General features: G+C 48.2%; 23 protein-coding genes. 17 read left to right on the plus strand and 6 right to left on the minus strand.

The window, feature by feature from the left end:
* Nucleotides 1–190: 190 nt before the first annotated feature.
* The 3 genes from WH46_RS16275 to WH46_RS16285 all read left to right on the plus strand — a co-directional run bounded on the left by WH46_RS16275 (nucleotide 191) and on the right by WH46_RS16285 (nucleotide 4,359).
* Nucleotides 191–1,810 (plus strand): DUF4127 family protein, encoded by a 1,620-nt coding sequence (locus tag WH46_RS16275; RefSeq protein WP_046227539.1) that lies wholly within the window; start codon nucleotides 191–193, stop codon nucleotides 1,808–1,810.
* Nucleotides 1,811–2,021: 211 nt separating this feature from the next.
* The gene (locus WH46_RS16280) at nucleotides 2,022–3,632 is read left to right on the plus strand and encodes an FAD-dependent oxidoreductase (RefSeq protein WP_046227540.1); all 1,611 of its coding nucleotides are present in this window, start codon (nucleotides 2,022–2,024) and stop codon (nucleotides 3,630–3,632) included.
* 151 nt (nucleotides 3,633–3,783) lie between these two features.
* Complete coding sequence (locus tag WH46_RS16285; protein ID WP_046227541.1) at nucleotides 3,784–4,359, plus strand: hypothetical protein; 576 nt, start codon at nucleotides 3,784–3,786, stop codon at nucleotides 4,357–4,359.
* Between the two features lie 49 nt (nucleotides 4,360–4,408).
* Here WH46_RS16285 and WH46_RS16290 read toward each other — a convergent pair whose 3' ends face one another.
* The 3 genes from WH46_RS16290 to WH46_RS16300 form a co-directional block, all read right to left on the minus strand.
* Nucleotides 4,409–4,771, minus strand: a complete 363-nt coding sequence (locus WH46_RS16290; protein WP_046227542.1) for a hypothetical protein — start codon at nucleotides 4,769–4,771, stop codon at nucleotides 4,409–4,411.
* Between the two features lie 129 nt (nucleotides 4,772–4,900).
* Nucleotides 4,901–5,119, minus strand: a complete 219-nt coding sequence (locus WH46_RS16295; RefSeq protein WP_046227543.1) for a hypothetical protein — start codon at nucleotides 5,117–5,119, stop codon at nucleotides 4,901–4,903.
* Complete coding sequence (locus tag WH46_RS16300; protein WP_046227544.1) at nucleotides 5,071–5,412, minus strand: sigma-70 RNA polymerase sigma factor region 4 domain-containing protein; 342 nt, start codon at nucleotides 5,410–5,412, stop codon at nucleotides 5,071–5,073. The genes WH46_RS16295 and WH46_RS16300 overlap by 49 nt, the downstream gene beginning before the upstream one ends.
* Before the next feature lie 210 nt (nucleotides 5,413–5,622).
* On the opposite strand from WH46_RS16300, the gene WH46_RS16305 reads away from it, so the two are divergent.
* Together WH46_RS16305 and WH46_RS16310 are read left to right on the plus strand one after the other, a co-directional pair.
* Nucleotides 5,623–6,138, plus strand: coding sequence for a DUF2179 domain-containing protein (locus WH46_RS16305; protein ID WP_017811180.1), 516 nt, complete (start codon nucleotides 5,623–5,625; stop codon nucleotides 6,136–6,138).
* Between the two features lie 234 nt (nucleotides 6,139–6,372).
* Entirely contained in the window at nucleotides 6,373–7,221 is an 849-nt protein-coding gene (locus tag WH46_RS16310) for an aldo/keto reductase (RefSeq protein ID WP_046227545.1), read from the plus strand.
* Nucleotides 7,222–7,508: 287 nt separating this feature from the next.
* Here WH46_RS16310 and WH46_RS16315 read toward each other — a convergent pair whose 3' ends face one another.
* Entirely contained in the window at nucleotides 7,509–8,063 is a 555-nt protein-coding gene (locus WH46_RS16315; RefSeq protein ID WP_046227546.1) for a PadR family transcriptional regulator, read from the minus strand.
* Between the two features lie 179 nt (nucleotides 8,064–8,242).
* Between WH46_RS16315 and WH46_RS16320 the strand changes: the two genes are divergently transcribed.
* From WH46_RS16320 to WH46_RS16360, 9 genes are all read left to right on the plus strand, one after another.
* The gene (locus tag WH46_RS16320) at nucleotides 8,243–8,740 is read left to right on the plus strand and encodes a phenolic acid decarboxylase (RefSeq protein ID WP_046227547.1); all 498 of its coding nucleotides are present in this window, start codon (nucleotides 8,243–8,245) and stop codon (nucleotides 8,738–8,740) included.
* Nucleotides 8,741–8,964: 224 nt separating this feature from the next.
* Complete coding sequence (locus tag WH46_RS16325; protein WP_046227548.1) at nucleotides 8,965–10,092, plus strand: phosphotransferase; 1,128 nt, start codon at nucleotides 8,965–8,967, stop codon at nucleotides 10,090–10,092.
* A gap of 36 nt (nucleotides 10,093–10,128) precedes the next feature.
* Entirely contained in the window at nucleotides 10,129–11,976 is a 1,848-nt protein-coding gene (locus WH46_RS16330; RefSeq protein WP_156172292.1) for an ABC transporter substrate-binding protein, read from the plus strand.
* 165 nt (nucleotides 11,977–12,141) lie between these two features.
* A complete protein-coding gene (locus WH46_RS16335) occupies nucleotides 12,142–12,651 on the plus strand; it encodes a GNAT family N-acetyltransferase (protein ID WP_082208435.1) in 510 nt (169 codons plus the stop codon).
* A 281-nt stretch (nucleotides 12,652–12,932) separates the two neighbouring features.
* The gene (locus WH46_RS16340) at nucleotides 12,933–13,370 is read left to right on the plus strand and encodes a GNAT family N-acetyltransferase (protein ID WP_046227550.1); all 438 of its coding nucleotides are present in this window, start codon (nucleotides 12,933–12,935) and stop codon (nucleotides 13,368–13,370) included.
* A gap of 192 nt (nucleotides 13,371–13,562) precedes the next feature.
* A complete protein-coding gene (locus WH46_RS16345; protein ID WP_046227551.1) occupies nucleotides 13,563–14,561 on the plus strand; it encodes a glycosyltransferase in 999 nt (332 codons plus the stop codon).
* Between the two features lie 88 nt (nucleotides 14,562–14,649).
* On the plus strand, nucleotides 14,650–15,618 hold the full coding sequence (locus tag WH46_RS16350) for a nucleoside hydrolase (protein ID WP_046227552.1): 969 nt from the start codon (nucleotides 14,650–14,652) through the stop codon (nucleotides 15,616–15,618).
* 187 nt (nucleotides 15,619–15,805) lie between these two features.
* Nucleotides 15,806–16,297 carry a hypothetical protein gene (locus WH46_RS16355; protein ID WP_231584369.1) on the plus strand — a complete coding sequence of 164 codons (492 nt, stop codon included), beginning with the start codon at nucleotides 15,806–15,808 and terminating at the stop codon, nucleotides 16,295–16,297.
* A 337-nt stretch (nucleotides 16,298–16,634) separates the two neighbouring features.
* The gene (locus WH46_RS16360) at nucleotides 16,635–18,290 is read left to right on the plus strand and encodes a sensor domain-containing diguanylate cyclase (protein WP_046227554.1); all 1,656 of its coding nucleotides are present in this window, start codon (nucleotides 16,635–16,637) and stop codon (nucleotides 18,288–18,290) included.
* A gap of 223 nt (nucleotides 18,291–18,513) precedes the next feature.
* On the opposite strand, the gene WH46_RS16365 is transcribed toward WH46_RS16360, so the two are convergent.
* Both WH46_RS16365 and WH46_RS16370 read right to left on the minus strand, forming a co-directional pair.
* Entirely contained in the window at nucleotides 18,514–18,795 is a 282-nt protein-coding gene (locus tag WH46_RS16365) for a hypothetical protein (protein ID WP_046227555.1), read from the minus strand.
* Nucleotides 18,796–18,878: 83 nt separating this feature from the next.
* Nucleotides 18,879–19,178, minus strand: coding sequence for a hypothetical protein (locus WH46_RS16370; protein ID WP_046227556.1), 300 nt, complete (start codon nucleotides 19,176–19,178; stop codon nucleotides 18,879–18,881).
* A gap of 572 nt (nucleotides 19,179–19,750) precedes the next feature.
* Between WH46_RS16370 and WH46_RS16375 the strand changes: the two genes are divergently transcribed.
* The 3 genes from WH46_RS16375 to WH46_RS16385 are packed head-to-tail and all read left to right on the plus strand — an operon-like array spanning nucleotide 19,751 to nucleotide 22,738.
* Nucleotides 19,751–20,986, plus strand: a complete 1,236-nt coding sequence (locus WH46_RS16375) for an ABC transporter substrate-binding protein (RefSeq protein WP_017811165.1) — start codon at nucleotides 19,751–19,753, stop codon at nucleotides 20,984–20,986.
* A 58-nt stretch (nucleotides 20,987–21,044) separates the two neighbouring features.
* Nucleotides 21,045–21,911 (plus strand): carbohydrate ABC transporter permease, encoded by an 867-nt coding sequence (locus tag WH46_RS16380; protein WP_017811164.1) that lies wholly within the window; start codon nucleotides 21,045–21,047, stop codon nucleotides 21,909–21,911.
* Nucleotides 21,911–22,738, plus strand: a complete 828-nt coding sequence (locus WH46_RS16385) for a carbohydrate ABC transporter permease (protein ID WP_017811163.1) — start codon at nucleotides 21,911–21,913, stop codon at nucleotides 22,736–22,738. The genes WH46_RS16380 and WH46_RS16385 overlap by 1 nt, the downstream gene beginning before the upstream one ends.
* The last annotated feature ends 82 nt before the right edge of the window (nucleotides 22,739–22,820 follow it).

Below are 22,820 nucleotides of genomic sequence, written 5' to 3' on the forward strand. Positions count from 1 at the left end.
TATCTATGGTTATAATTGTATATCGAGCTGCGAGGTATGGTCGTCAATTGATAACATCTCGCAGGATTCCGCAAACAGACACAGACAAAGATGCAGATGGATAAAAATAGTAACCGGTCGGTATGCTGCAATCAAGGTTATGGATAGCCGCATACCGATCAATACATAGTTCAAAGGAGCATGGATCATCATGAATTCTTCGCATGGCAAAAACGGTAAGATCGTGATTCTCCCACTGGATGAGCGTCCCTGCAATTATAATTTCCCCTATAAGCTGGGCAAAAGTACGGATTATAAAGTCGTTCGTCCTCCGCTGGAATGGATGGGATGCAAAAAGCAGCCTGCCGATACGACACGTCTATGGACGTGGACCGAACTGGAATGCCTGCGTGCCCAGGGCGCTGTCCTGTCACTGGATACTCTGCTGTATGGAGGCATTGTGCCTTCTCGTCTGCATGAACTGGATCAGGCAGAGATTGCCCGGCGGATGGATCAGCTGCGTCATCTCAAGGAACAGAACCCGAATCTGATCATTTATGCTTTTCAGCTGATTATGCGTTGTCCGCAGTATTCTTCTTCGGATGAAGAACCGGACTATTATGCCGACTGGGGCCGGGAAATTTTTCGTAAAGGCTATCTGGAACATCTGGACGAGGAGCAAGGGCTTGATCCCGCAGAACAGGAAGAATTAAGAGATATTAATGCCCGGCTGCCGCAGGAAGTGCTAATCGATTATCTGGGACGCCGTGCGGTGAACCGCGAAGCCAACCGGCTCGCTCTCCAGTATGTGGAGGAAGGGATTATCGATTTTCTGATTTTCCCGCAGGATGATTCCGCTCCGTATGGATATACAGCCAGAGACCAACGGCTGGTTCGGGAAGCGATTCGCGAGAAACATCTGGGTCTGCGTGCATACATGTATCCGGGAGCGGACGAGGTGGGCTGTACGCTGATGGCACGTATGGTGAACCATTTCCAGGCCGCGGTGCCTTCGGTATATCTGCGATTTGGATCGATCGAGGGACCGCGTATTATACCGGCATATGAAGACCGTCGTCTGTATGAGACACTCAAATACCAGATTATCGCAGCCGGAGGTATGGTTGTCTCCTCGCAGTCCGAAGCGGATCTAGTGCTGCTGCTGAACACACCGGGGGAAAAGATGGGTGAAGCGGTCAATCAGGGCAACCCTTCGGCTGGCTACGATACCGAGCGTACCCTCGTTGAACTGGTCGAATATGCGGGATATCTGCTGGATCGATCTTCTTCTGACATCCTTACAGCAGAGCATGCTGATACGGTAGCGCAGGAAGAAGCTGACGGTAAAATCGTACCCGTACAGACCAGTCGGCCTGCTGTAGCGATTGCAGATATCGCTTATGCCAATGGCGGCGATCTGGAACTGCTCAGCCTGCTGCGTCAGCGCGGAATTCTGTATCGTCTGGCAGGATATGCCGGCTGGAATACCAGCTCCAATACGCTGGGTACCGTGATCGCCCAGTCAATGATCTATCTTCATTATGGCCGGACCCGGGAGCATATGAATTTCCTGGCACTGCGATATGTAGAGGATCTGGGCTATGATTCGATTGTCCGCAAAGCACTCAGTAGTGGACCGATTCAGGAACTCGGCCTGGATAAATTCCTGCTCGATGGTCCGCGCGGACAGGTCTCGCAGATGGTTCGCGAAGGACTGGAACAATTTATCCGTGATCATCTGGAACAGGAAGGACACTCCGTGCGTATTCTGGATTGTTATATGCCTTGGAATCGGATGTTCGAGGTTGGGTTGAATGTACATGCAGATTGAGACGTATTGTCTGCTCTTTACTAAGGCAAGGAATACTCAGTACAAAGCCTCCAGCCATGTCTGCTGCATAGATAGCTGTAAACTTGAACTTCATATCCTGTAACTGGTATAAATGATACAAAGATGGAAAATAAAACGTTATCAATGATCCAAAAGATGGCAGTCATGCCCCAATCATCATGCCAAATCGTACCCAAAGGAGATCTCAGCCATGAACCCACATACTATACAAGCCGACGTTATCGTTATCGGAGGAAGCCTCGGAGGCACGCTCGCTGCGCTGGCTGCCGCCAAACAGGGACTACATGTTATTCTCACCGAACCGACAGAATGGCTCGGCGGACAGCTCACTTCCCAGGCGGTTCCACCGGATGAACATCGCTGGATTGAGCAAGGAATCGGTGCACCGGGGACCTTTATCGAGTTCCGGGAGCGGGTAAGGGAATATTACCGCAACAACTATCCGCTTACCGAGGAAGCATTGACCAATCCGATCCTCAATCCCGGCAACGGATGGGTCAGCCGATTGGCACATGAGCCAAAAATCGCGCTGCAGGTGCTTGAAGATATGCTCGCAGTCTATGTAAATACGCAGCGTATCGAAGTGCTGTACCAGACGGTACCGGTTGAAGTAGATGTGGAACATGATATGATCCGCTCCATAACTGTAAACCGGCTGGGCCATTATCGTCCGAAATATACCACCCTGATCGGTCAATATTATCTGGATGGTACCGATGAAGGCGATCTGCTGCCGATGTCCGGCACAGAGTACGTGAGCGGCGCCGAATCCAGATCCCAGACCGATGAACCCCATGCACTGGAAGAAGCCGATCCACTGGATATGCAGTCGATTACGCATGTGGCGGCAGTTGATTATATCGAAGGCGGCGACTTTACAATCGATAAGCCGGAAGAGTACGAGTTCTGGCGTCAGTACACACCGTCCTTTTCCGAGTATCCGATTCTGAGCTGGTATGCGACCGATGCGAATGATACGACCAAGCTCAAGGAATTCACCCTGCTGCCGAATGAAAAGGGTGTGACGTCGCTGTGGGATTACCGCCGTATCGTCGATCCGTCGATCTGGACCGAGAAGCTGAGTGCCGAAGTATCCCTGCTCAACTGGGCGATGAACGATTATTATGCCGGCCCGGTTACCGGTGTGCCGCTGCAGGAACGGATGCCGAATCTGGAGAGTGCCCGTCAGCTCACCCTGTCGCTCGTCTACTGGCTGCAGACCGAAGCTCCTCGTCTGGATGGCGGCAAAGGCTACCCGGGTATCCGGCTGCGCGGCGATATTGTCGGTACAGCAGATGGACTCGCCAAAGCGCCATATATCCGCGAATCCCGCCGGATCAAGGGCATGTACACAATCACCGAGCATGATGTGAGCAAGGAGCTGCGCGGTGAGCAGGGGATCAAGCGCTACGAGGACAGTGTAGGCATCGGCAGCTACTCGCTCGATCTGCATCCGACGGTCAAGACACACCGGACGTTCTATATTCCCAACTATCCATTCGAGATTCCGCTCGGTTCGCTAATTCCGGTACGGATGAAAAACCTGCTGCCAGCCTGCAAAAATATCAGCATGACCCAGATCGCCGGCGGCTGTTATCGTCTGCATCCCGTGGAATGGAATATCGGGGAAGCAGCGGGTTATCTGGCAGCCTATGCGATTCAGCATGATCTGACCCCGCAGGAAGTGTACGCATCCAGTGAGCATGTGAGCCGCTATCAGGAGATGCTGACTGAAGGTGGTGTGCAGCTGCACTGGCCGGAAGAAGTAGAGAAGGAAGTGCTACAGCCGCCGAAGCAGTAAGTGGTAAATAGAGGAACGGATGATAAGAACACAAAAAGAGAGCATTCCCGGAATGCTCTCTTTTCACTATTTATAAGGTGCTTGGCTGTATAAATGCAGGCTTGTATCCTTCGGGTCTATGATCCGTCACTACTTCCAGGGAGGGAAAGACATGAAACGTTGGATTCTGCTCATACTGCTCTTTATGGTTGGATGCAGTAACAGCACAGAGATTACAGAATATGATCCGGATGGGGAAAGATATACAACGCCGTCTCGTCCCCTGTCTATCGCGATCATCGGAAACGGAACACTGAAGCCTGTCACGAACGTTGCCTACACAAAAGTCGATCTGGATCATCTATCGGTTCAGGACAGCAAAGCATTTGACGGTATTATCGTAACAGCAGATCGTCTGGCAGAGGCTGCACAGAAAAAACACAGGGATTTCTTTATGCATACGAAGACGCCTGTTTTCTTTTTTGGTGCGGAGAGATTGATGGTCTCCCTATTTACAGATGATAACTTTGAGCTAAATGATGTTGTTGGAGAACACGGCGCCCATGTGGCTGGTTATGTAAATAAAGGGCAAGACTATGCCACATGGGAACTACATCTGCCCGAGAATGCTACGGAAAAAGACAAAACGACGGATATGCTGCTCCGTATATTTGCAATCATCGAGCAGAGATCTTCCCAATTGGCAAATGATTATTCAATCGGGAATGACGGGCAAGCATCCGATTAATCAGCTGCAGGCTCACTCGATACGCGATAAACGAGCTTCTATGATGTCATTATGTATCACTGTGCCTGTCCCGAATCGTCTCTATCAGCATTTTGATGCATACGTAGGCGACAACAAGGGAAAATAGAAATGCAAATGCTTTGAACCAGATTTCCGTATCCTCCAGCTGCCAGGCATTAAACATGCTGAGTCCGGTAATACCGAGAGCCAGGCAGGCGAGTAGTAAACGAGCTGTCCATTTCTCCGGAAATCTGAATTTGAGTTCGTCATGCAGCAGAATACATAACGTTTGGGCAAACAGACATAATCCTGCCAATGAAAAGTGCGTAAACAGCCCGAACATTCTAGCGAGTACGATCCATATAGCCAGCAAAAGTATCAATCGCAGTAAGTTCGATCTATTCAATCTCATAGGTATATTCATCCTCCTGCGCATTCCGGGATTTGAAAGTATGTCTATTATACTCTCTGTTTTCTGTACGCAGGAGGTTTTACTTGCAAGCAGGCAGAAATCCAAATGGCTACTGCTCTAACCTTGTTGCTAGTTATTTTCTTGTAACAGTTCAATCAATTCCAGCCGCAGCGCCTGCATTGCATCTTCTCGTTCCATCGGCATATAACGGCTGAGCTGGCGCATCTCCGGCTCATAATAAGCCAGCAGTTCCAGCATAGACGACTGTCCATTCGGACCGCGCGCCAGTTCCAGCAGGGTTACAAATTGCTCGTCCGGGAGAGGTGTTCCAGGCTTTTCCGCTTCCATCGGTTCACCGCCTGTTGACTGATTTGCAGCTGGGCTGCCAGTTCCTGCTCGCTTTGTCCTTCCAGATATAGACCGGTGATGATCAACCGGCCCTGCTCGGAAGGCAGCGTATCTATCCACTCCCGCAGCAGAATAACATCGATGTCATCGGATTGTACAGAAAGATGGCTAACTTGCTCGTTCAAGGGTAAATGTTCGTGATATAATCTGGTCTTGGCGCGGTACTGCATCCGCCAAGAGGCTTGCCGCAGCCGCTGTCTATACTGTTCGCTCAGTGGTAAAATAACGGACATTGTATTCCACTCCTTTGTGTTATATTTTCCAGTTAAGGGAACTTATGTTCTTATTCTATCAGTGATTCAGACAGTCGGCGGAGGTTCTACACCGGAGATGCAGCCGAAAAAAGGATGTTTTTGGGCTGTTTGATGTTGTAACGAGGTTCAGGTTGGCAGAAAAGAATTCCAAGTCGAAGGGATTATCCCGGAAAGGTGTTTTACCTCATTATGCTTAAAATTTTGCTGTTTATTTTTCTGATTCAGATTGTGTATGTTACGGCGTATACACTACGAACGATTCTGACGCTGAAAGGGCAAAAGTATGTAGCCGCCAGCATCGGGACGGTTGAAGTCGTTATTTATGTAATGGGACTCAATATGGTGCTGAGTTATCTGGATCAGGTAGTGAGTCTGATCGTGTACGCGATTGGTTATGGGATGGGGATTCTGCTCGGTTCATGGATTGAGGAGAAGATTGCACTGGGTTATATTACGGTCAAAGTCATCAGCGATGCACCGAATTATCATTTGGTTGAAGTGCTGCGGGACAAAGGATATGGTGTCACTTCCTGGATCGGACAGGGCCGTGATGGCGAGCGGATCATGATGGAGATTCTGGCGAAGCGCAAAAACCAGGATAATCTGTACAAAAGTATTCTGGCTGTCGATCCCAAAGCCTTTGTGATCATGGTCGAGCCGCGTGAATTCCATGGCGGATTCTGGACCAAGGCAATCAAGCGATAACCGTGCCGGTTGCCCAACAGGAATAGTTTGGTGCAGCACAGCGATACGATCTGAACAGCATACACTGCTTGCAACAGAGGGATTAGATTCAGGCAAATGATCTATTCAAGTAGCCTATCTAAAAGGTACTTCAATACATGTACACCCGTCTTCTTCACATGAAGGCGGGTTTCTTTGTGCAGGCCGTTGGTTTAATTGGGTATGTATGGTAAATAAGAAAGGAGGACATTATACATGTCAATCAATATTCCAACTATCCAGCTGAATGACGGACTGGACATTCCAGCAATTGGGCTGGGTACTTACTCGCTTAACGGTTACAAGGGCGTCGAATCGATCAAACAGGGAATCGAAGCTGGCTACCGGCTGATCGACTCGGCATTTAACTATGAGAATGAAGGTGCAGTAGGCAGAGCTGTCCGTGAAAGTGCGGTACCGCGCGAGCAGCTGCGCATCTGTTCCAAGCTGCCGGGACGGCATCATGCGTATGACGAAGCGCTCGTGACGATCGAAGAATCGCTGCTGCGTACGGGTCTGGATTACTTTGACCTGTATATTATCCACTGGCCGAATCCCAAGCAGGACAAGTATGTAGAAGCCTGGCAGGCGATGATCGAGGCTCAAAAGCGCGGCTATGTCCGCTCAATTGGAGTCAGCAACTTCCTGCCGGAGCATCTGGAGCGTATTATCGGGGAAACAGGCGTAGCGCCGGTGCTCAATCAGGTAGAACTGCATCCGTATTTTGAACAAGCAGAGCAGCGCGCTGCCCACAGCAAGCATGGTATCATCACCGAATCATGGAGTCCGCTCGGTCGTGGTCGCGGCGAAAGTGTACTGGAAGATGCCGGAATTAAGCAAATTGCCGAGATGCATGGCAAAACGCCAACCCAGGTGATTTTGCGCTGGCATACCCAGCTGGGCGCTGTTCCGATTCCAAAAGCAGGTTCGCTTGAGCATCAGCAGGAGAATCTGAACATCTTCGACTTTGAACTGACCGAGGAGCAGATGAAGACGATCTCTGCATTCAGCAAAGATAACAAACGCCTGTGGGATCAGGACCCGGCGGAGTATGAAGAGTTCTGAACAGGAACAGAGGTTATACCCGTTTTATCTGCCCAGGTAGCTGTATGAAGGATAGCTGTAGGCCAATACTAACAAGAAAACAGCCAACAGAAACTCATCTTCTGTAAAGAACACCTTGGCAAATGAAAACAGGCTGTATTTCTACACTATTCCTATAGGCACACGCAAAAGGCATCCCTGATCAGGATGCCTTTTTGGTATTTCTAGTTTTCCATATTGCTGCACTTTTTCTACTCTTCGCAAGTAACTCCAATCCTTCAGCAAAAGCTGCCAGTAAAAGCATCTCACTACCCGAATATCTGCAAATGCTGTTCCAGCCAGTCTACGTAACTCTGCTCACGTACCAGCGCTTTGGTCAGTACCAGATAATGTCCCAGATGAGGATTGGCAAATGTCACCTCTCCACCTTCCGCTCCAAATGTCGGTTTTAGTCCTTCATATCGCTGCTGTAGATCCTGCAGCTTTTCGCGGCGCAGACGTAGCTGATCTGCAAACAGGGCGCGTGCTTCTTCCTTTGGCAGATTGCCGATAAAGTACATTTTCAGCATGAATGTATCTTTTTCCGTCTCTGGCAGGGGAGCCGAAACACTCACCCATTCCAGCAGTTCCCGCTGCCCCTCCGGGGTAATGGTATACATTTTTTTCTCTAATTTCTCTCCCTGAATCACGGTGCGGAACTGGACCAGTTCTTCATCGACCAGCTTTTTGAGTTCCGGGTAAATCTGGCTGTGCTTGGCGCTCCAGAACTGCCCGATCTCTTCCTTGAATTGACTTGTAATATCATAGCCGCTGCATTCATGGCGATTCAGCAGCCCGAGAATGGCATATTTTAATACTCGCATAAGGCAATAATCCCCCTTGAACAATTTGACGGTGTATAACGAATAATGTTAATATAAACATGTAAATAATTACACGTTTTGATTACATTCAATAAAGTTTTGGCATTTCAGAACCTGCATGTTCGCAGAAATGCCTGGAGCTGGACACATTATACTAACTTGAGGAAGGTGCTTTGAACATGGACAAATTTGTTGGTAGTCACATGATTTATACGTATGAGAACAGCTGGGAATACGAGATTTATATCAAGAATGACCACACGATCGATTACCGTATTCACTCCGGTATGGTCGCAGGACGCTGGGTACGCGATCAGGAAGTAGATCTGGTAAAACTGACCGAAGGCGTCTACAAAGTATCCTGGACCGAACCGACAGGCACAGATGTATCTCTTAATTTTATGCCAGATGAGAAAAGAATGCATGGTATTATTTTCTTCCCGAAATGGGTGCATGAACATCCGGAGATCACGGTCTGCTACCAGAACGACCATATCTCCCTGATGGAAGAATCCCGTCTGAAATATGAGACTTATCCGAAGTATGTCGTACCGGAATTTGCCGATATTACATTTATCGAGAATGCAGGTGTGGACAATGAAGAGCTGATCTCTATTGCTCCTTATCCTGGAATGACCGACGATATCCGCGCCGGCAATCCACTGCAATCCAAATAATCGCTTTATTTCATCTATCTGTACCTGTCCGCTAAGGGCTATATTTTATAAATGATCATCTCATCCAAAAGCAGCTCGTGCTTCCTTATTGATCTGGACACGGGCTGTTTTTTTGTATGGAAATTCCTCTTCATCTGACTGCCGGTGACCTGCAGGGTAGTTCGTCGCATGATATAGTGGTATTCATAATCAAAGGGAACCAACCGGAAATCAGGTGAAATGTAATGCAGTGGACAGCTATCGTTACCCGGCAGGGACAATTACATAGAGAGTGGACAACAAACATCGAAGTACTGTACACCGGACTGCACGGATTGTCTGTACAGCGATTTCAGTTAAAGGAAAACGGACAGAGCTATATTTACAAGCCATTCGTCACAGTAGCGGATGTGATACGTGAAGTCCGGGTGTATCAACAGGTGATGCCATGGCTGCCTGAGGTATATCCGCAGCTGATTGCATATTCGACAGGGGTCATTACAGAGACTATGGGAAATGAAGAAGCGCAGGCATTCGCTAATCAGCACGCTATAGATGTATCTGCATCCTCGGGTTGCTGGCTTATTCTGGAGGATATAGGCACGCTGAGTCATCACCATAACGAGCAGGTGCTGCTGGAAATGGTGAATCTGATGGCACAGTGGCATCGCATACCGATACGAAATATTCAGGAGCTGCCTGTTCAGGGACAAAAGCCGCCCCTGTCTGCTGTCAAAGACGAGGTGCTTCAGAATTGGGAGCAGGCAGTAGGGCTGCTGAACGGAATCTATGATGCACACGATGAACATGACGAACATGACGAACATGGGCAGGGTATGGAAGAACGCAGTGGAAGAGCTCAATATTGTATCCCGGATCCACAAAAGTGGGATAGTTTACGGGATGAACTGCGACAGTTTGCTCCAGAGGAATCGCCGGTACTATCCCATGGCGATCTGCATGCAGGCAATTACGGACTGAATCCAGAGGGACGTCTGATCGTGCTCGATTGGGAGCATGCCCATGCTGCCTTGCCTTACTGGGATCTGTATCATCTGCTCGACATGTCTCATCCTCTATTTCCTCGAAGAATGAACCCGACACTTCGGCAAAAGCTTCTTCAGCAGTATTGGCAGCAGACCCGGCAAACTATACAGTTTGGTGAACAGGATCATCGATTATCGCTGGATTGCAGAATTTTTTACCAGGATTATTACCGATTTGCGATACTGTATTCGCTGTGGATGCTGCTGCTGATCGAGCGGGATCTGCTGCAGCCTCAGGCGATCTGGCCGCATCCGCAGCTGCTGGCGCAGCGCCGGGAGACGATGGAGCATCTATGGCAGTGTATCGAGCATTGGCCGGAATTATAGGATGGACGTACAGGAGAGGAGGAGCCTGCATTGCGTATGGCAGAGAATTATATGCGTCTGCGTCAGGCATTTATCGGGCAGCAGGAACACCAGCTGCTCCGCGTCACTATGGAAGAACTGGCGGGAGCACTGTTCTGTACATCGCGTAATGCCCGGCTGATTCTGGCCCGGATGACAGAGACGGCGTGGATTACGTTTCAACCGGGACGAGGTAGAGGGAATCGATCGGCGCTGGTATTCCTTCGCTCCGCAGCCGAAGTACTGCTGGAGGAAGCCCAGGAACGCGTAATGGCAGGCGATGTGCAGTCTGCATTTGACTGGGTGCATGAATATGAAGATGTAGCGGCGGTGCGGGATGCTTTTTTGCCCTGGCTGACCGCGTATTTTGGCTATTCGGCAGCCCGCGATGAGACGGAACAGGTGATCGAGACACTGCGTCTACCCATTTACCGGCCGATCGTCTGTCTGGACCCGGCGAATGCGGTATTTGCTTTTGATACAGAGCTGGTGGATCAGCTGTATAGCAGGCTGACCCGATATGATGCACAATCAGCTTGTGTAACGGCCGGACTCGCTCATGCCTGGGAGTGTCAGGAAGAAGGCAGGATATGGACCTTTTACCTGCTCAAAAATATAAGCTTTCATAGTCGGCAGGAGCTGACTGCACACGATGCAGCTGCCAGTCTGGAGCGTCTGCGCAGCCTTGTTCATGCCCATAGCTGGCTGGTTGGACAAGTAGATACTGTACAGGTGCTTAACCGGTACACCCTACAGATTGTATTGCATCGTCCGAATATCTATCTGGATCTGTACATGAGCCACAGCGGGGCTTCGATTCTGCCGGCAGGTACATGGACAGAGGCAGAGCTGCCGATCGGATCAGGGGCTTACCGCATGATGAGTCTGCAGCGTGGTCAATGTGTACTGGAGCGGTTCCCCGGTTATTATGATCGGGGAGCTCTGATCGACCGGATCGAGATTATTATTGTACCGGAACAGGAAGCGGCCTATGCGGTTGGTCCGGCACCGGGTACACTGACTGTCGTGACGGGAGAAGCGGCTATCCATCCTCCTGCGAATCTGTTGCAACAGCATCATGTCACCGGTGTATCCTTGCTGTCGGTGAATACGCGTACAGCCGGACCGTTGCAGAATCGCTCGCTGCGGCAGGCACTTATGCATGGAATTGACCGCAACCGGATGATCTATGAACTGGGAGATACGCGGGTAGCTGCTGCCCATGGACTTCATGTTACAGAGGGACAGCATGATTTTCCAGCAAAGGCAGAAGAAAATGAACCCCGGGGAAATGAAGATGTGCTGTATCAGCCGGAGCAAGCACGCGAAGCGCTGCAGATCGCTGGCTATACGGGGCAGACACTGGCGTTGTATACATTTCCACGTCATGAACGAGATGCCTACTGGCTGCAGGCACAGTACAGAGAGCTGGGGATTGAGATCGCCGTACATATTGTTCCATGGGCCGAATTGAATCAGCCGATGATCCGGGAGAAGGCGGATCTGATATTATTCGAAGCAGTACTGAGCGGCGGAATGCTCCGGCAGCTGGAGTATCTGCAGTCCGGGCATAGCCTGATTCGCAGCCGGCTTCTGGAGAAAAGCATCCAACAAATCGACCGTCTTACCGACAAGATGCTTGGGGCCAACCATGCCGCTTCTGCCGATCAACATTCCCATGAGCAGAACCAGCAGAGGTCTGTATGGCAGCAGCACGTCGAAGCAGAGTTATTGGATTCCTGCAGTATTATCCCGCTGGTGGAGCGTTCTGCGATATTGCTGCATCATCCAAGTCTTCGCGGCGTACGGATCAATGAACGGGGATGGACCCGGTTTCAGGATCTGTGGTTTGGTGAGAGGATCTGAACGAAATAGGATCTTCCTTGTTCTCCCAAGGCTAAGCAAGCGCTAGAAGAGATGGAAAGGTAGAAAAGTGGAAACACTATGCGCTGGATTTACCCTTTTTTCGGTGATAGGCTGTCGGTATACTGTTCATAACCATATTACAGCTGCATAACAGGGGGAATCATAGTGTTGGATCAGGTAACCATAGAACGTCTGGATACGCTGGATAAAGAGATGGATCAATTCGTGGATATGCTGGTGGCTGTAGTGGACGATGGAGCATCTATCGGCTTCCTGCCACCGCTGGACAGGGAAGAAGCAAGAAGTTACTGGCAGAGCGTTATCGAGCCTAGTACCATTCTGCTGGCTGCGCGTTCCGGTGAACGGATAACCGGGACTGTACAAGTGCAGCTCTGCAGCAAGCCCAACGGTAATCATCGTGCCGAGATCGCCAAGCTGATGGTGCATCCGGATTACCGCCGTCATGGTATTGCCCGCCAGCTGATGATTGAAGCAGAGCAGGTAGCACGTCAGGCCGAGCGCTCCCTGCTGGTGCTGGATACCCGTGATGGCGATCCGTCGAATCGACTGTACCAATCGCTCGGCTTCCTGCTGGCAGGACAGATTCCGTATTTTGCCCGCTCGGAGAACGGTTCGCTGGATGCGACCAATCTGTATTACAAAGTATTGGAATAGTATATTCGTCCAGCCAGAAACAGATAATCCTCAATCCAATAAGATGTATCCCAAAAACCTGATGTGCCCACTGGCATCAGGTTTTTTGTTGTGCGAACCGTACTCATCCAAGCTATAGTCGCTGAATGGTTGACTATGAACCGCTAGTTATGAATGAAATGCACCTGTCTACAGTCAGGAGTGAAGCTGGCTGACAGGGCAGGACTATATTATGATAAGTCCATCACTTAATTGATCCAGTAATCCCGTATCCTATTCGATAAGCAAAGGAGAATACCCCTATGAATCAAGTACAGATTGTACATGCAGCAGCAGAACATGCCGACGAGCTGGCAGCGATGAATCTGGAGTTTAACGGTGTGATTATGGAGGAAGAACAGCTGCGTGAGTATCTGGCCAATCGCCGCGAAATTATTCTGATCGCGATGGATGGAGAGCAGGCGACAGGTTTTATTTGCGCGCAGGTATTTCATTCCTTTTGTTATGAACGTCCCAATGCCGAGATTACCGAGCTGTATGTACGAGAATCGGCCCGTGAGCAAGGAGTAGCAAGCCGCTTGGTTCGGCAGATGGAGCAGGAGCTGCGGACGAGCGGAGTCAAGACGGTGACCATTCTGACCAGCTCGTACAACGAACCCGCTTGGCGAACTTACGAATCTGCCGGCTACCGTACACAGGAAGAGACGGTCTTTCAGCATAAACTGATTCCAATGGAATGAAGCATCTATCGCCACATGATTTGCAATAAAGCTGACTCGATATTGTCGGTTCCTGTCAGGACAATTCGTACAAAAAAGACTACAATAGATACAGTTTGTTAATCTGCAGCAGGTAATCATTGGCTATACGTACATACAGTTGGAGTTGTTAGCGATCCCGACTGGTTTGGATAAGAAGAAGGAGCAATGGTAATGACCAAAATTGGACTGATTATGCGCAAAATTCAATTTACCGAGAACCAGGGACCGCGTGTATTTGCGGAACGGCTCAAGGCACTCAGTGCCGAGCTGGGGGTGGAGATTGTCTTTATTTCCCCCGAACGCCATGTGAGCGGCTATGACTGGCTGCCCGGTTATGAACATGAGAAAGGCGATCTGGTCAATTATGATATCGTTCTCGACCAGATTCATAGCCACAATATTGACCATGTGATCTATACGGTATCCGGATTTACTTTTCTCAAGATGTTCCTGCCCAATAGTGTGCTCTTCCCGCATAGCTTCCCTGATCCGGCACTGACAGGCTATGAGATGATGAAGCCGTTCTATACGATGGTGGACAAAGCTGTTGTACAGACGCCGTTTCTCAAAAGACAGATGGCGTCGCAGTTTGGTATTACCGATGTGGATGTGATCCCGATCGGGTTCAGCGAAGAGCTGGCGAAGAAGCATTTTAACCCGGACGAGGTCGTGGATAACCGGGTACTGTGGATTGGGAGGGATGAAGAGAATCGCCGCCCGGATCTGGTCGTTGAATATGCGCACCGTAACCCTGATAAGGAAGTATTCATGGTGTTCGGCGGCGAGCGCTACCGGGAGAGTATGAAGAAATACGATATTCCTGCCAATCTCAAGCTGCAGTTTGCCCTGTCCCAGGATGAGATATTCCAGCTGATGAACTCGTCCAAAGTCTACTGGAGCAGCTCACGCTTTGATACATTTGCGATGCCGCTGACCGAAGCGCTGGCGATGGGCAAGATTGTCGTGAAGCCGGAGCATCCATGTTATGACCATATTAGTTCGGCTCATTCCTTTGCGGGTAATGAGCGTAACTGGTTTGAGCTGGTCAATATGGCAGTATCGTCGCCGCGCCGCTTCTCCCAGCAGAATCGCGACTATGCCTTTGAGACGTTCTCGGCCAGCATTATGAAAGAAGGATACCGTCAATTCTATTCGGATTGGCTCAAATAATCCGGGATTTGTACGCGGTATCTGCCGTACAAGCACTGTAGAAATCCCTATTTCATATTCCAAATGTACAACGATAGGAGACTCTTTTATGACTACTTTACGCAAAGCAATTATTGATACCGATACTGCGGGCGATGATACAATCGCCATTTTGACAGCTCTGCATCATTTTGATGTACAGGGCATTATGATGACTGGCGGCAATGTGCAGTTTGACCAGCAGGTAGAGAATGCACTCTATACGATTCAGGTGGCCGGCAAAGGCGGAGCAGATGGTCGTATTCCGGTCTACAAAGGGTGCGAACGTCCGCTGATGACCACATGGAATGCAGAATCACACCGAACCGTCGAGGATGTGCATGGCAGTGACGGCATGGGCGGCGCCAATTTCCCGCTGGCTATCCAGCGTCCGGCAGACGGGCATGCCGTCGATTTTCTGATCGAGACGGTACATCGTTATCCGGGCGAGATTCATCTGTTGGCGATCGCACCGCTGACCAATATCGCGATGGCGATCCAGAAGGACCCGACTATTGTGCCGAAAATTCCGCATCTGTATGTAATGGGTGGTACAAATAATGCACTCGGCAATATTACGCCTGCTGCCGAATACAACTTTTACGTAGACCCGGAAGCAGCGCACATCGTACTGCGCTCAGGCATCCCGACGACGATGGTCGGCTGGGAGATGTGTACGCGCTATTCGCTGATGGACGATAACGATCATGCCGAGATTCAGGCGTTGGGAACTTCGGGAACGCAATTTTTCACCGATGTGAACAAAGTGGTTATGCAGTTTAACAAGCAGGTGCACCGGCTGAATGGAACGACCCATCCCGATACGCTGCTCATGGCTGTAGCTGCAAATGAAGCAGTCATGACAGAATCCCATGAGTACTTTGTCGATGTAGAGACCCGTGGAGAATGGACGCGCGGATACAGCGTAGTGGATATCAACGGTCGATTGGGACAGCAGCCTAACGTACGTGTTTGCGAAAAAATCGACCGTGACCTATTCAAACAAATGCTGCTCGACGTGCTGACAGCGATCGAATAGACGCCACCAGCTGAAACTATATAACAGAGAACCAGAGCCAGGTATATTCAGGGATAGAAAAGAAGCATTGGGAAGCGACGGTGAAAGTATCGCTTACTAATGCTCGATCGACCTGGATTTATTCAAATTTGAATGCAGAACAAACTCTGCATCGCGGTTAGAGCCTTTATATTCTGAAATGAGGTAAATGTTGTTAATTAATTCTAAAATGCAAAAGTATCTGGATGAACTAGAACAAGCAAATATAAAAGAAAGTCGTTATGATATTCATTTGAACAGTATCGACCCTTTTATTTTCCCGACTTTTATAGAGTGGGATGGCTGTATATTGTTAAAACAAAAAAATGGACCTGATTTACCATCTCATTTTATACCTAGTGAATTTACTATAGATCGAACAGCATTCGAAGCATTGCATAACCATATTCATCTTGATGATATATTTGAAAACATGATCGAGCCGATCCAATTATTTGGAATTGGTGTGAAAATGATTGAGATATGGGCGGCTGTACTTTATAGACAATTTAATGGGAAAAGAAATTTTTACGTTATTCTATCTTACGATGGTGAATATAGTGTTTTACGTTTCTATTCAGTCAGACAGGACGAACCACCATGGATTATTGTGGATTTATTAGATTCTTATTTAGATGCAGTAATGGTAATTGAAGTCTAAATGGCAAGACCTTGAAGAAATAATCTTCAAGGTCTTTTTTAGTTTTTTGTCTGTAGGACGAATAAGTGAATTCACGCAAAGAAAAGAATTATCGCAATGCAACTACCTTCGATGACTCTAACGATCTATGAAAATCTATAAATCAAAAAAACAATTTTAAAATAGTGATCCGTGAGTAATGAAGCAGCGTATTATTAATTAACTAATACATGAAAATATCCTAAAATTCGACAAATTAATTTATAATTCGATAAAATAGGACTTTAGATATGTGTAGCGAAGGTGTTGGATAGCCGATAACTTAATCATCAAGTCGAATCATTTGGGGGAACAGTCGATGAGTTATAAACTGAGGACCGTACTGGTCATTGTATTTATTGTATTATCGCTAGTGCTGTCGGGTACTCTCGGCTGGGTAATGAATCGCTATGCCGTAAACAATATGAAAGCAGAAATAGGAGATTCCTTATTCAGTACTGCGCATAATACAGCAGACAAGCTGGATAACTTCATGTGGTCCCGTTCAGGGGAAATGGATCTGTTGGCTCAACTGCCGGTACTCCGTAATTCGAACAATATGCATGAAGTACACGATATGCTGGATCAGCTGCAATCGAGCTTTCCGTCCTTTTCCTGGATCGGGTATACCGATATTCATGGCAAAGTGCTGGCTTCGACAGACAATATTCTGCTGGGTAAGGATCTGTCCGAGCGTCCTGTCTATCAGGAAGGAATCAAGAAAAAATTCATCGGCGACGTACATGATGCCGTACTGCTGGCCAAGCTGCTGCCTAATCCGAGCGGCGAACCATTGCAGTTCGTAGATATCAGTCTGCCGGTTATCAATAATAAAGGTCAAAAAGTAGGCGTGCTCGCTGCTCACATGAGCTGGGACTGGGCACGTGAAGTAAAGCAGTCGGTCATGGAATCATTCCGCCAGAACGACAAGGATATCGAAGTGATGATTGTCAGCCAAAAGGATCAGGTAGTTCTGCTGGGACCGGATGGCATGGTCGGACAGAAGCTGCCGCTGAGTAGTGTAAAGAAGGCACAGTCTGGACAATCCGGTTGGGAACTGGAGCAGTGGCCGGATGGACATACCTATCTGACCGGTTATGCTTATGGTGATGGATATATGGATTATCCGGGGCTTGGTTGGACCGTGCTTGTACGCCAGCCGGAATCCACGGCCCTGACATCGATCGCGGATATGAATACCTTTACGATTATTGCAGGGGTAATCGCGACTATTGTGTTTGCATTGATTGGCTGGTTCCTGGCGAACAAGATTTCACTGCCGATTCGTGCACTGACGCATCGTGCCGACCGCCTGAGTGAAAAGGAAATCGTCGATATTCCGGTGCAACGTGGCTTCTATGAGATCGAGATTCTGTCCCGCTCGCTACGGACGATGGTGACCTCGCTTATGCAAAAGGATGTCGAGCTGGATCAGATGCAGACGATTGCTCTCTACGATCATCTGACCGGACTGCCGAACCGTAATGCATTGGAAGCATACCTGGAGAGTACGCTGGCTGTTCATGAAGATAATCTGTCGCAGCAGCTCAGCTTTCTCTATATCGATCTGGATGGCTTCAAAAAAGTAAATGACACTCTGGGACATCAGTCCGGTGATATTCTGCTGCAAAAGGTCGCTCAGCGTCTGAGCAGTCTGTCGCGGAACAAAGATATTACCGTTCGCCTGGGTGGCGACGAATTCCTCGTGGTGCTGCATACTTCCAAGGATCATTCGTACGATGAAGCACAAGCATATGGTGAACAGATTATTAGCTTGCTGAACAAACCATTTGTATTGGAATACCAGAAGGTCAATATCGGCTGCAGTATTGGTGGGGCGGTCTATATGGTTGACAGTGACAATCCGATCGAGATTGTACGCATGGCCGATCAGGCACTCTACCAATCCAAGCGTGCTGGCAAAAACCGGATGACTTTCTACAATGCCGATCCGCTGCCGCAGTCTGCGATGTAACATTTATTTGGAAGTATGCGGATGCCTGTGCACAGCAAAATTGAATGAAAAAAGAGCCTTTTACAAGGCTCTTTTTTGTTTGTCTTTATGTGTATTCGACCTATTTCATCCGATAAAGGATTTGGTGGATGATATAATAATACGGCAAATTCTTACCAAAAAGGGTGGAATAATGAGCCATCACCCGATTATCGTCTGCCTTCGATTTGGATCTTGATAAAAGCTAATGACGGCGTTGTCCGGCAATTCGTTTACCGATGACCAGTATGATGAACAATACAATCAGTGACGACATGATAATAATCAGTGATAGAACCAGATATCCGATAGCATCCCAGCCGGATTGGAAAAGACTGAACAGCATCAGCAGAGCACCGATCAATACGCCAATCAGGCCAGGAATATAACGTCTGGTCGTTGACGAGGGTCTGAAGCGAATCAGAATAATGCTAATAATCAGCAGAATCAATGCCAGACCTGCTCCCATATATATAAACTGTATCAATAAAGACACCTCCCCTTTCTTCCATCATATCAATCTTCTTGATTGAGCTACTGACCTATCATACCTATTATCCATGCCGCCGCTTACGGACGTGCATAACCTTTGCCCAGACGATAAAACAGCTGGAACAATAGCAGCACAAGTCCGATCAGTGAAGTACTGATCAGTGCAAGGCAAAAGGCCAGAATTCCTGTCCAGCTCTCATCATTGCCCGCGGGTACAATCAGCCATAACAGAATCATACTGGCAACCAAGGCGAGTAGTCCGGGGCAAAACCGGAAAAAGCGCGGCTGTGGAGTGACTTTGACGAGCAGCAGTCCGATCAGATAGATCAGTACACCTGCTCCAATACCTGCATAGACCAGTTGATGAATCGGTTGCATAATCATTCTCCTTTCCTGATATAGTGAGAAATTGTTAATATATTAGCCTGATCCGGTAGTTCCTCTGGATATCCTATAAGAAATAATGTGAATTGGAAAGGATAAATAAGGTAGCCGCCGGAAAGGGGAATAAAAGTGTGAGATGGTTAATGAATATATAAATAGCATAACAGCTTTATATCCATATAATTGCGATTGATAATAAATAATTCCATAAAATGGCTTTTCGTAAAGGGTTGTCAAAAATCTTAATTTAGTTATCTACTTCCTTATTATTATGTAAATTCAAAAGTTACTCAAAGAAAACGTTTACTTTTCGAGCGAAAAGGGTATTCTTAATTATGATAAATAGTGTTGCTTGAAATATGCAAAACTGTCAGACCCTTCAATATGAGCTTACAATAACCGGATGAGGTTTTCCAACTTTTAGCATATTGTAAGCGCTTAACGATAGGGATATTCTATTATCCGACAGAACTGTATATTATGCAAAATGCTGATCGGCCTCTTGTTTTGCTTCGGCAGAGGGTGCTTGTCAGACAGTAGGTATCTATTTTGAAGGGGATGTTAGCATGAGAAAATGGGGAAGTGCATGTCTTGCAGGCTTATTGATCATTCTGACCCTTGCAGCCTGCAGCGGTGGCGGCAATAATGCCAGCGGTGTGGTGGAGCTGGAGTTTTTCCAGAACAAACCCGAAGCCAAGGGCAGCTTTGACAAACTGGTAGCCAAGTTTAATGAACAGCATCCGAATATTCATGTCTCCCAGGTGAATCCACCGGATGCCGAGACCGTGCTCAAGACACGTGTCGTCAAGGATGATATTCCCGATATTATCGGACTGGGTGCAACCGATACATACTCTCTTCTGGCCCAAAGCGAAATTTTTCTTAACCTCACCAATGACCCTCTACTTCAGAACATCGATCCCAAATATGTACAGATGCTGACCGATGTCACCGGGATGCAGGAAGTTACCGGTGTTCCGTTTGCCCTGAATGCCAGCGGCGTCATCTACAACAAGGATATTTTCCAAAAGCTCGGTCTGTCTGTACCCAAAACTTGGGATGAGCTGATCGCAACAGCCAAAAAAGCAAAAGAAGCCGATGTGATTCCATTCTACTTTACGTACAAGGATGACTGGCAGACCAACTTGCCGTTCAACGATATGGGCGGAACCCTGGTCGGGATTGATTTTTACAAAGAACGTCGTGAGAACAAGACCACTTTCCAGTCGGCTTATCAGGAAGTAGCCAAAAAGCAGCTGGAGCTGCTGAATTATGGACACAGCGATAACTTTGGTAAAAACTATGCCGACGGTAACCGTGCGTTCGGTAATGGAGAATCAGCGATGTATATCCAGGGTAGCTGGGCAATCTCCGAGATTCGCAAAGTCAATCCAGATATCAACCTGGGCTTCTTCCCGCTGCCGGGCAGCAATGATGAAGCGCAGAACAAACTGACTGCCGGCGTGGATACTCTGCTCGCCATCTCCAATCAGACCGAGCATCCGGAGGAAGCCAAGCAGTTTATCTCCTTCCTGCTGCAGCCGGAAAACAGCCAGCAGTATATTGATGAACAGAATCTGTTCTCTTCGGTAGACGGTGTACAGCAAAAGGATGAGAGTGTATCCGGTTTGCTGCCGTATTTTGAACAGGGTAAAATTGTCGACTTTGTCGATCACTATATTCCAAGTGCGGTACAGCTGAATCCGACAGTGCAGGCGTTCCTGCAGAACAAGGATATCAATGCATTCCTGGGTACGCTGGACAAGGAGTGGGACAAGGTGGCTGCTCGCAGGGCAAGCTGAGCGGCCTGATCGATAGATGTAACGTAACAGAGGAAAGCCAAGAAGGGGAGGAAGACACATGTCCAAACGGATGTCCACCTATTACTGGATGACCATTCCGGCCGTATTGCTATTCTTTCTATTCCTGACGCTGCCGGCGATTCAGGGGGTCTATTATTCATTTACCAACTACAATGGATTTGGTAAAACGTACGATTTTATCTGGTTCCGTAACTATATTAATCTGTTCACCGATAATGTGGTGGGCGATGCGTACTGGTTTACGATCAAGTTCGCAGTAGTCGTTACCATCTTCGTTAACGTATTCAGTCTGCTGATCGCCCTCGGACTGAATGCGAGTATCAAGTTCCGGAACTTCTTCCGCGGGATCTATTTCCTGCCGAATATTCTGAGCGTACTGATCGTGGGTTACATATTCAACTATCTGTTCTCCAATGTATTCACTGTATGGGGACAGTCTCTGGGCATCAACGCATTGTCCACGAACATACTCGGTAATGAGAATCTGGCCTGGATCGGCGTAGTAATCGTAGCCGTGTGGCAAAGTATTGCCCTGAATACGATTCTGTATCTGGCCGGTCTGCAGACCATCTCCAAAGATATGTATGAAGCGTCCAGCCTCGATGGAGCAGGCAAATGGCGTGAGTTCTGGAGCATCACCTTCCCACTGATCGCTCCGTTCTTCACCATTAATATGGTACTGGCAATGAAAAATGCGCTGATGGTATTCGACCAGATCGTCGCTTTGACCAATGGTGGACCTGGACGGGCAACCCAGTCGATCTCCTTCCTGATCTATACGGGCGGATTTGAAGGTGGCGAATTCGCTTATCAATCGGCGAACTCGGTGATCTACTTTATCGTTATTGCTGTAATCTCGATTCTGCAGATTCGCTTCCTGCAAAGAAGGGAGATGGACATGTAATGAAAGAGAATACCAAAATCAACTGGCCGATCAATATACTGGTAGCTATCGGAACACTGATCATTTTGTTCCCGCTGTATATGGCCCTGACTATTGCACTCAAAGATCCGCAGCAGATGTCCCAGTCGCTGTTCGGTCTGCCTACCAAGTGGCGTTTTGACAACTTTGCCAATGCGATCGAAGTGACGAACTTCTTCCAGGCATTCCGCAACAGTGCGCTGGTGACTACAGCGACCGTGGTACTGACCCTGCTCACCAACTCGATGGTCGCTTATGCGATTGGACGGAATATGGAGCGCAGCAAGTTTTTCAAAGGCCTGTATTTTTACTTTGTCAGCGCGATGTTTATTCCGTTCCCGATCATCATGCTGCCAATCGTCAAGCTGACTGCATCGCTGCATATGACCAACCTGGTCGGTCTGACAATTCTGCATACGGTATACGCACTGGCATTTAACGTATTTGTCTATGTCGGCTATATCCGCTCGATTCCGGTTGCACTGGAAGAAGCGGCGACCGTGGATGGTGCTTCGACATGGGGCACTTTCTGGCGGATCATTTTCCCACTGATGGCACCGATCAATGCAACGGTAGGTATTCTCGTTTGTCTGTCCACGTACAACGACTTCCTGCTGCCGCTGATTATTGTCAGTGACCAGGATATGTACACACTGCCGCTAGTGCAGTATATTTTCCAGGGACAGTTCAATACAGACTATAATCTGGCATTCGCCTCGTATCTGCTGGCGATGCTGCCGATGATCGTTATTTATCTGTTTGCACAGAAATGGATCATTAGCGGGGTTACCCGTGGTTCGGTGAAATAAGCGAACGACTGCAATATATATAAAAAGACCGTATCTCTAACAGGGAGTACGGTCTTTTTGTTATTTCTGCATATATTTTTTC

Source organism: Paenibacillus dauci (assembly GCF_000971985.1).
GTDB lineage: Bacteria > Bacillota > Bacilli > Paenibacillales > Paenibacillaceae > Saccharibacillus > Saccharibacillus dauci.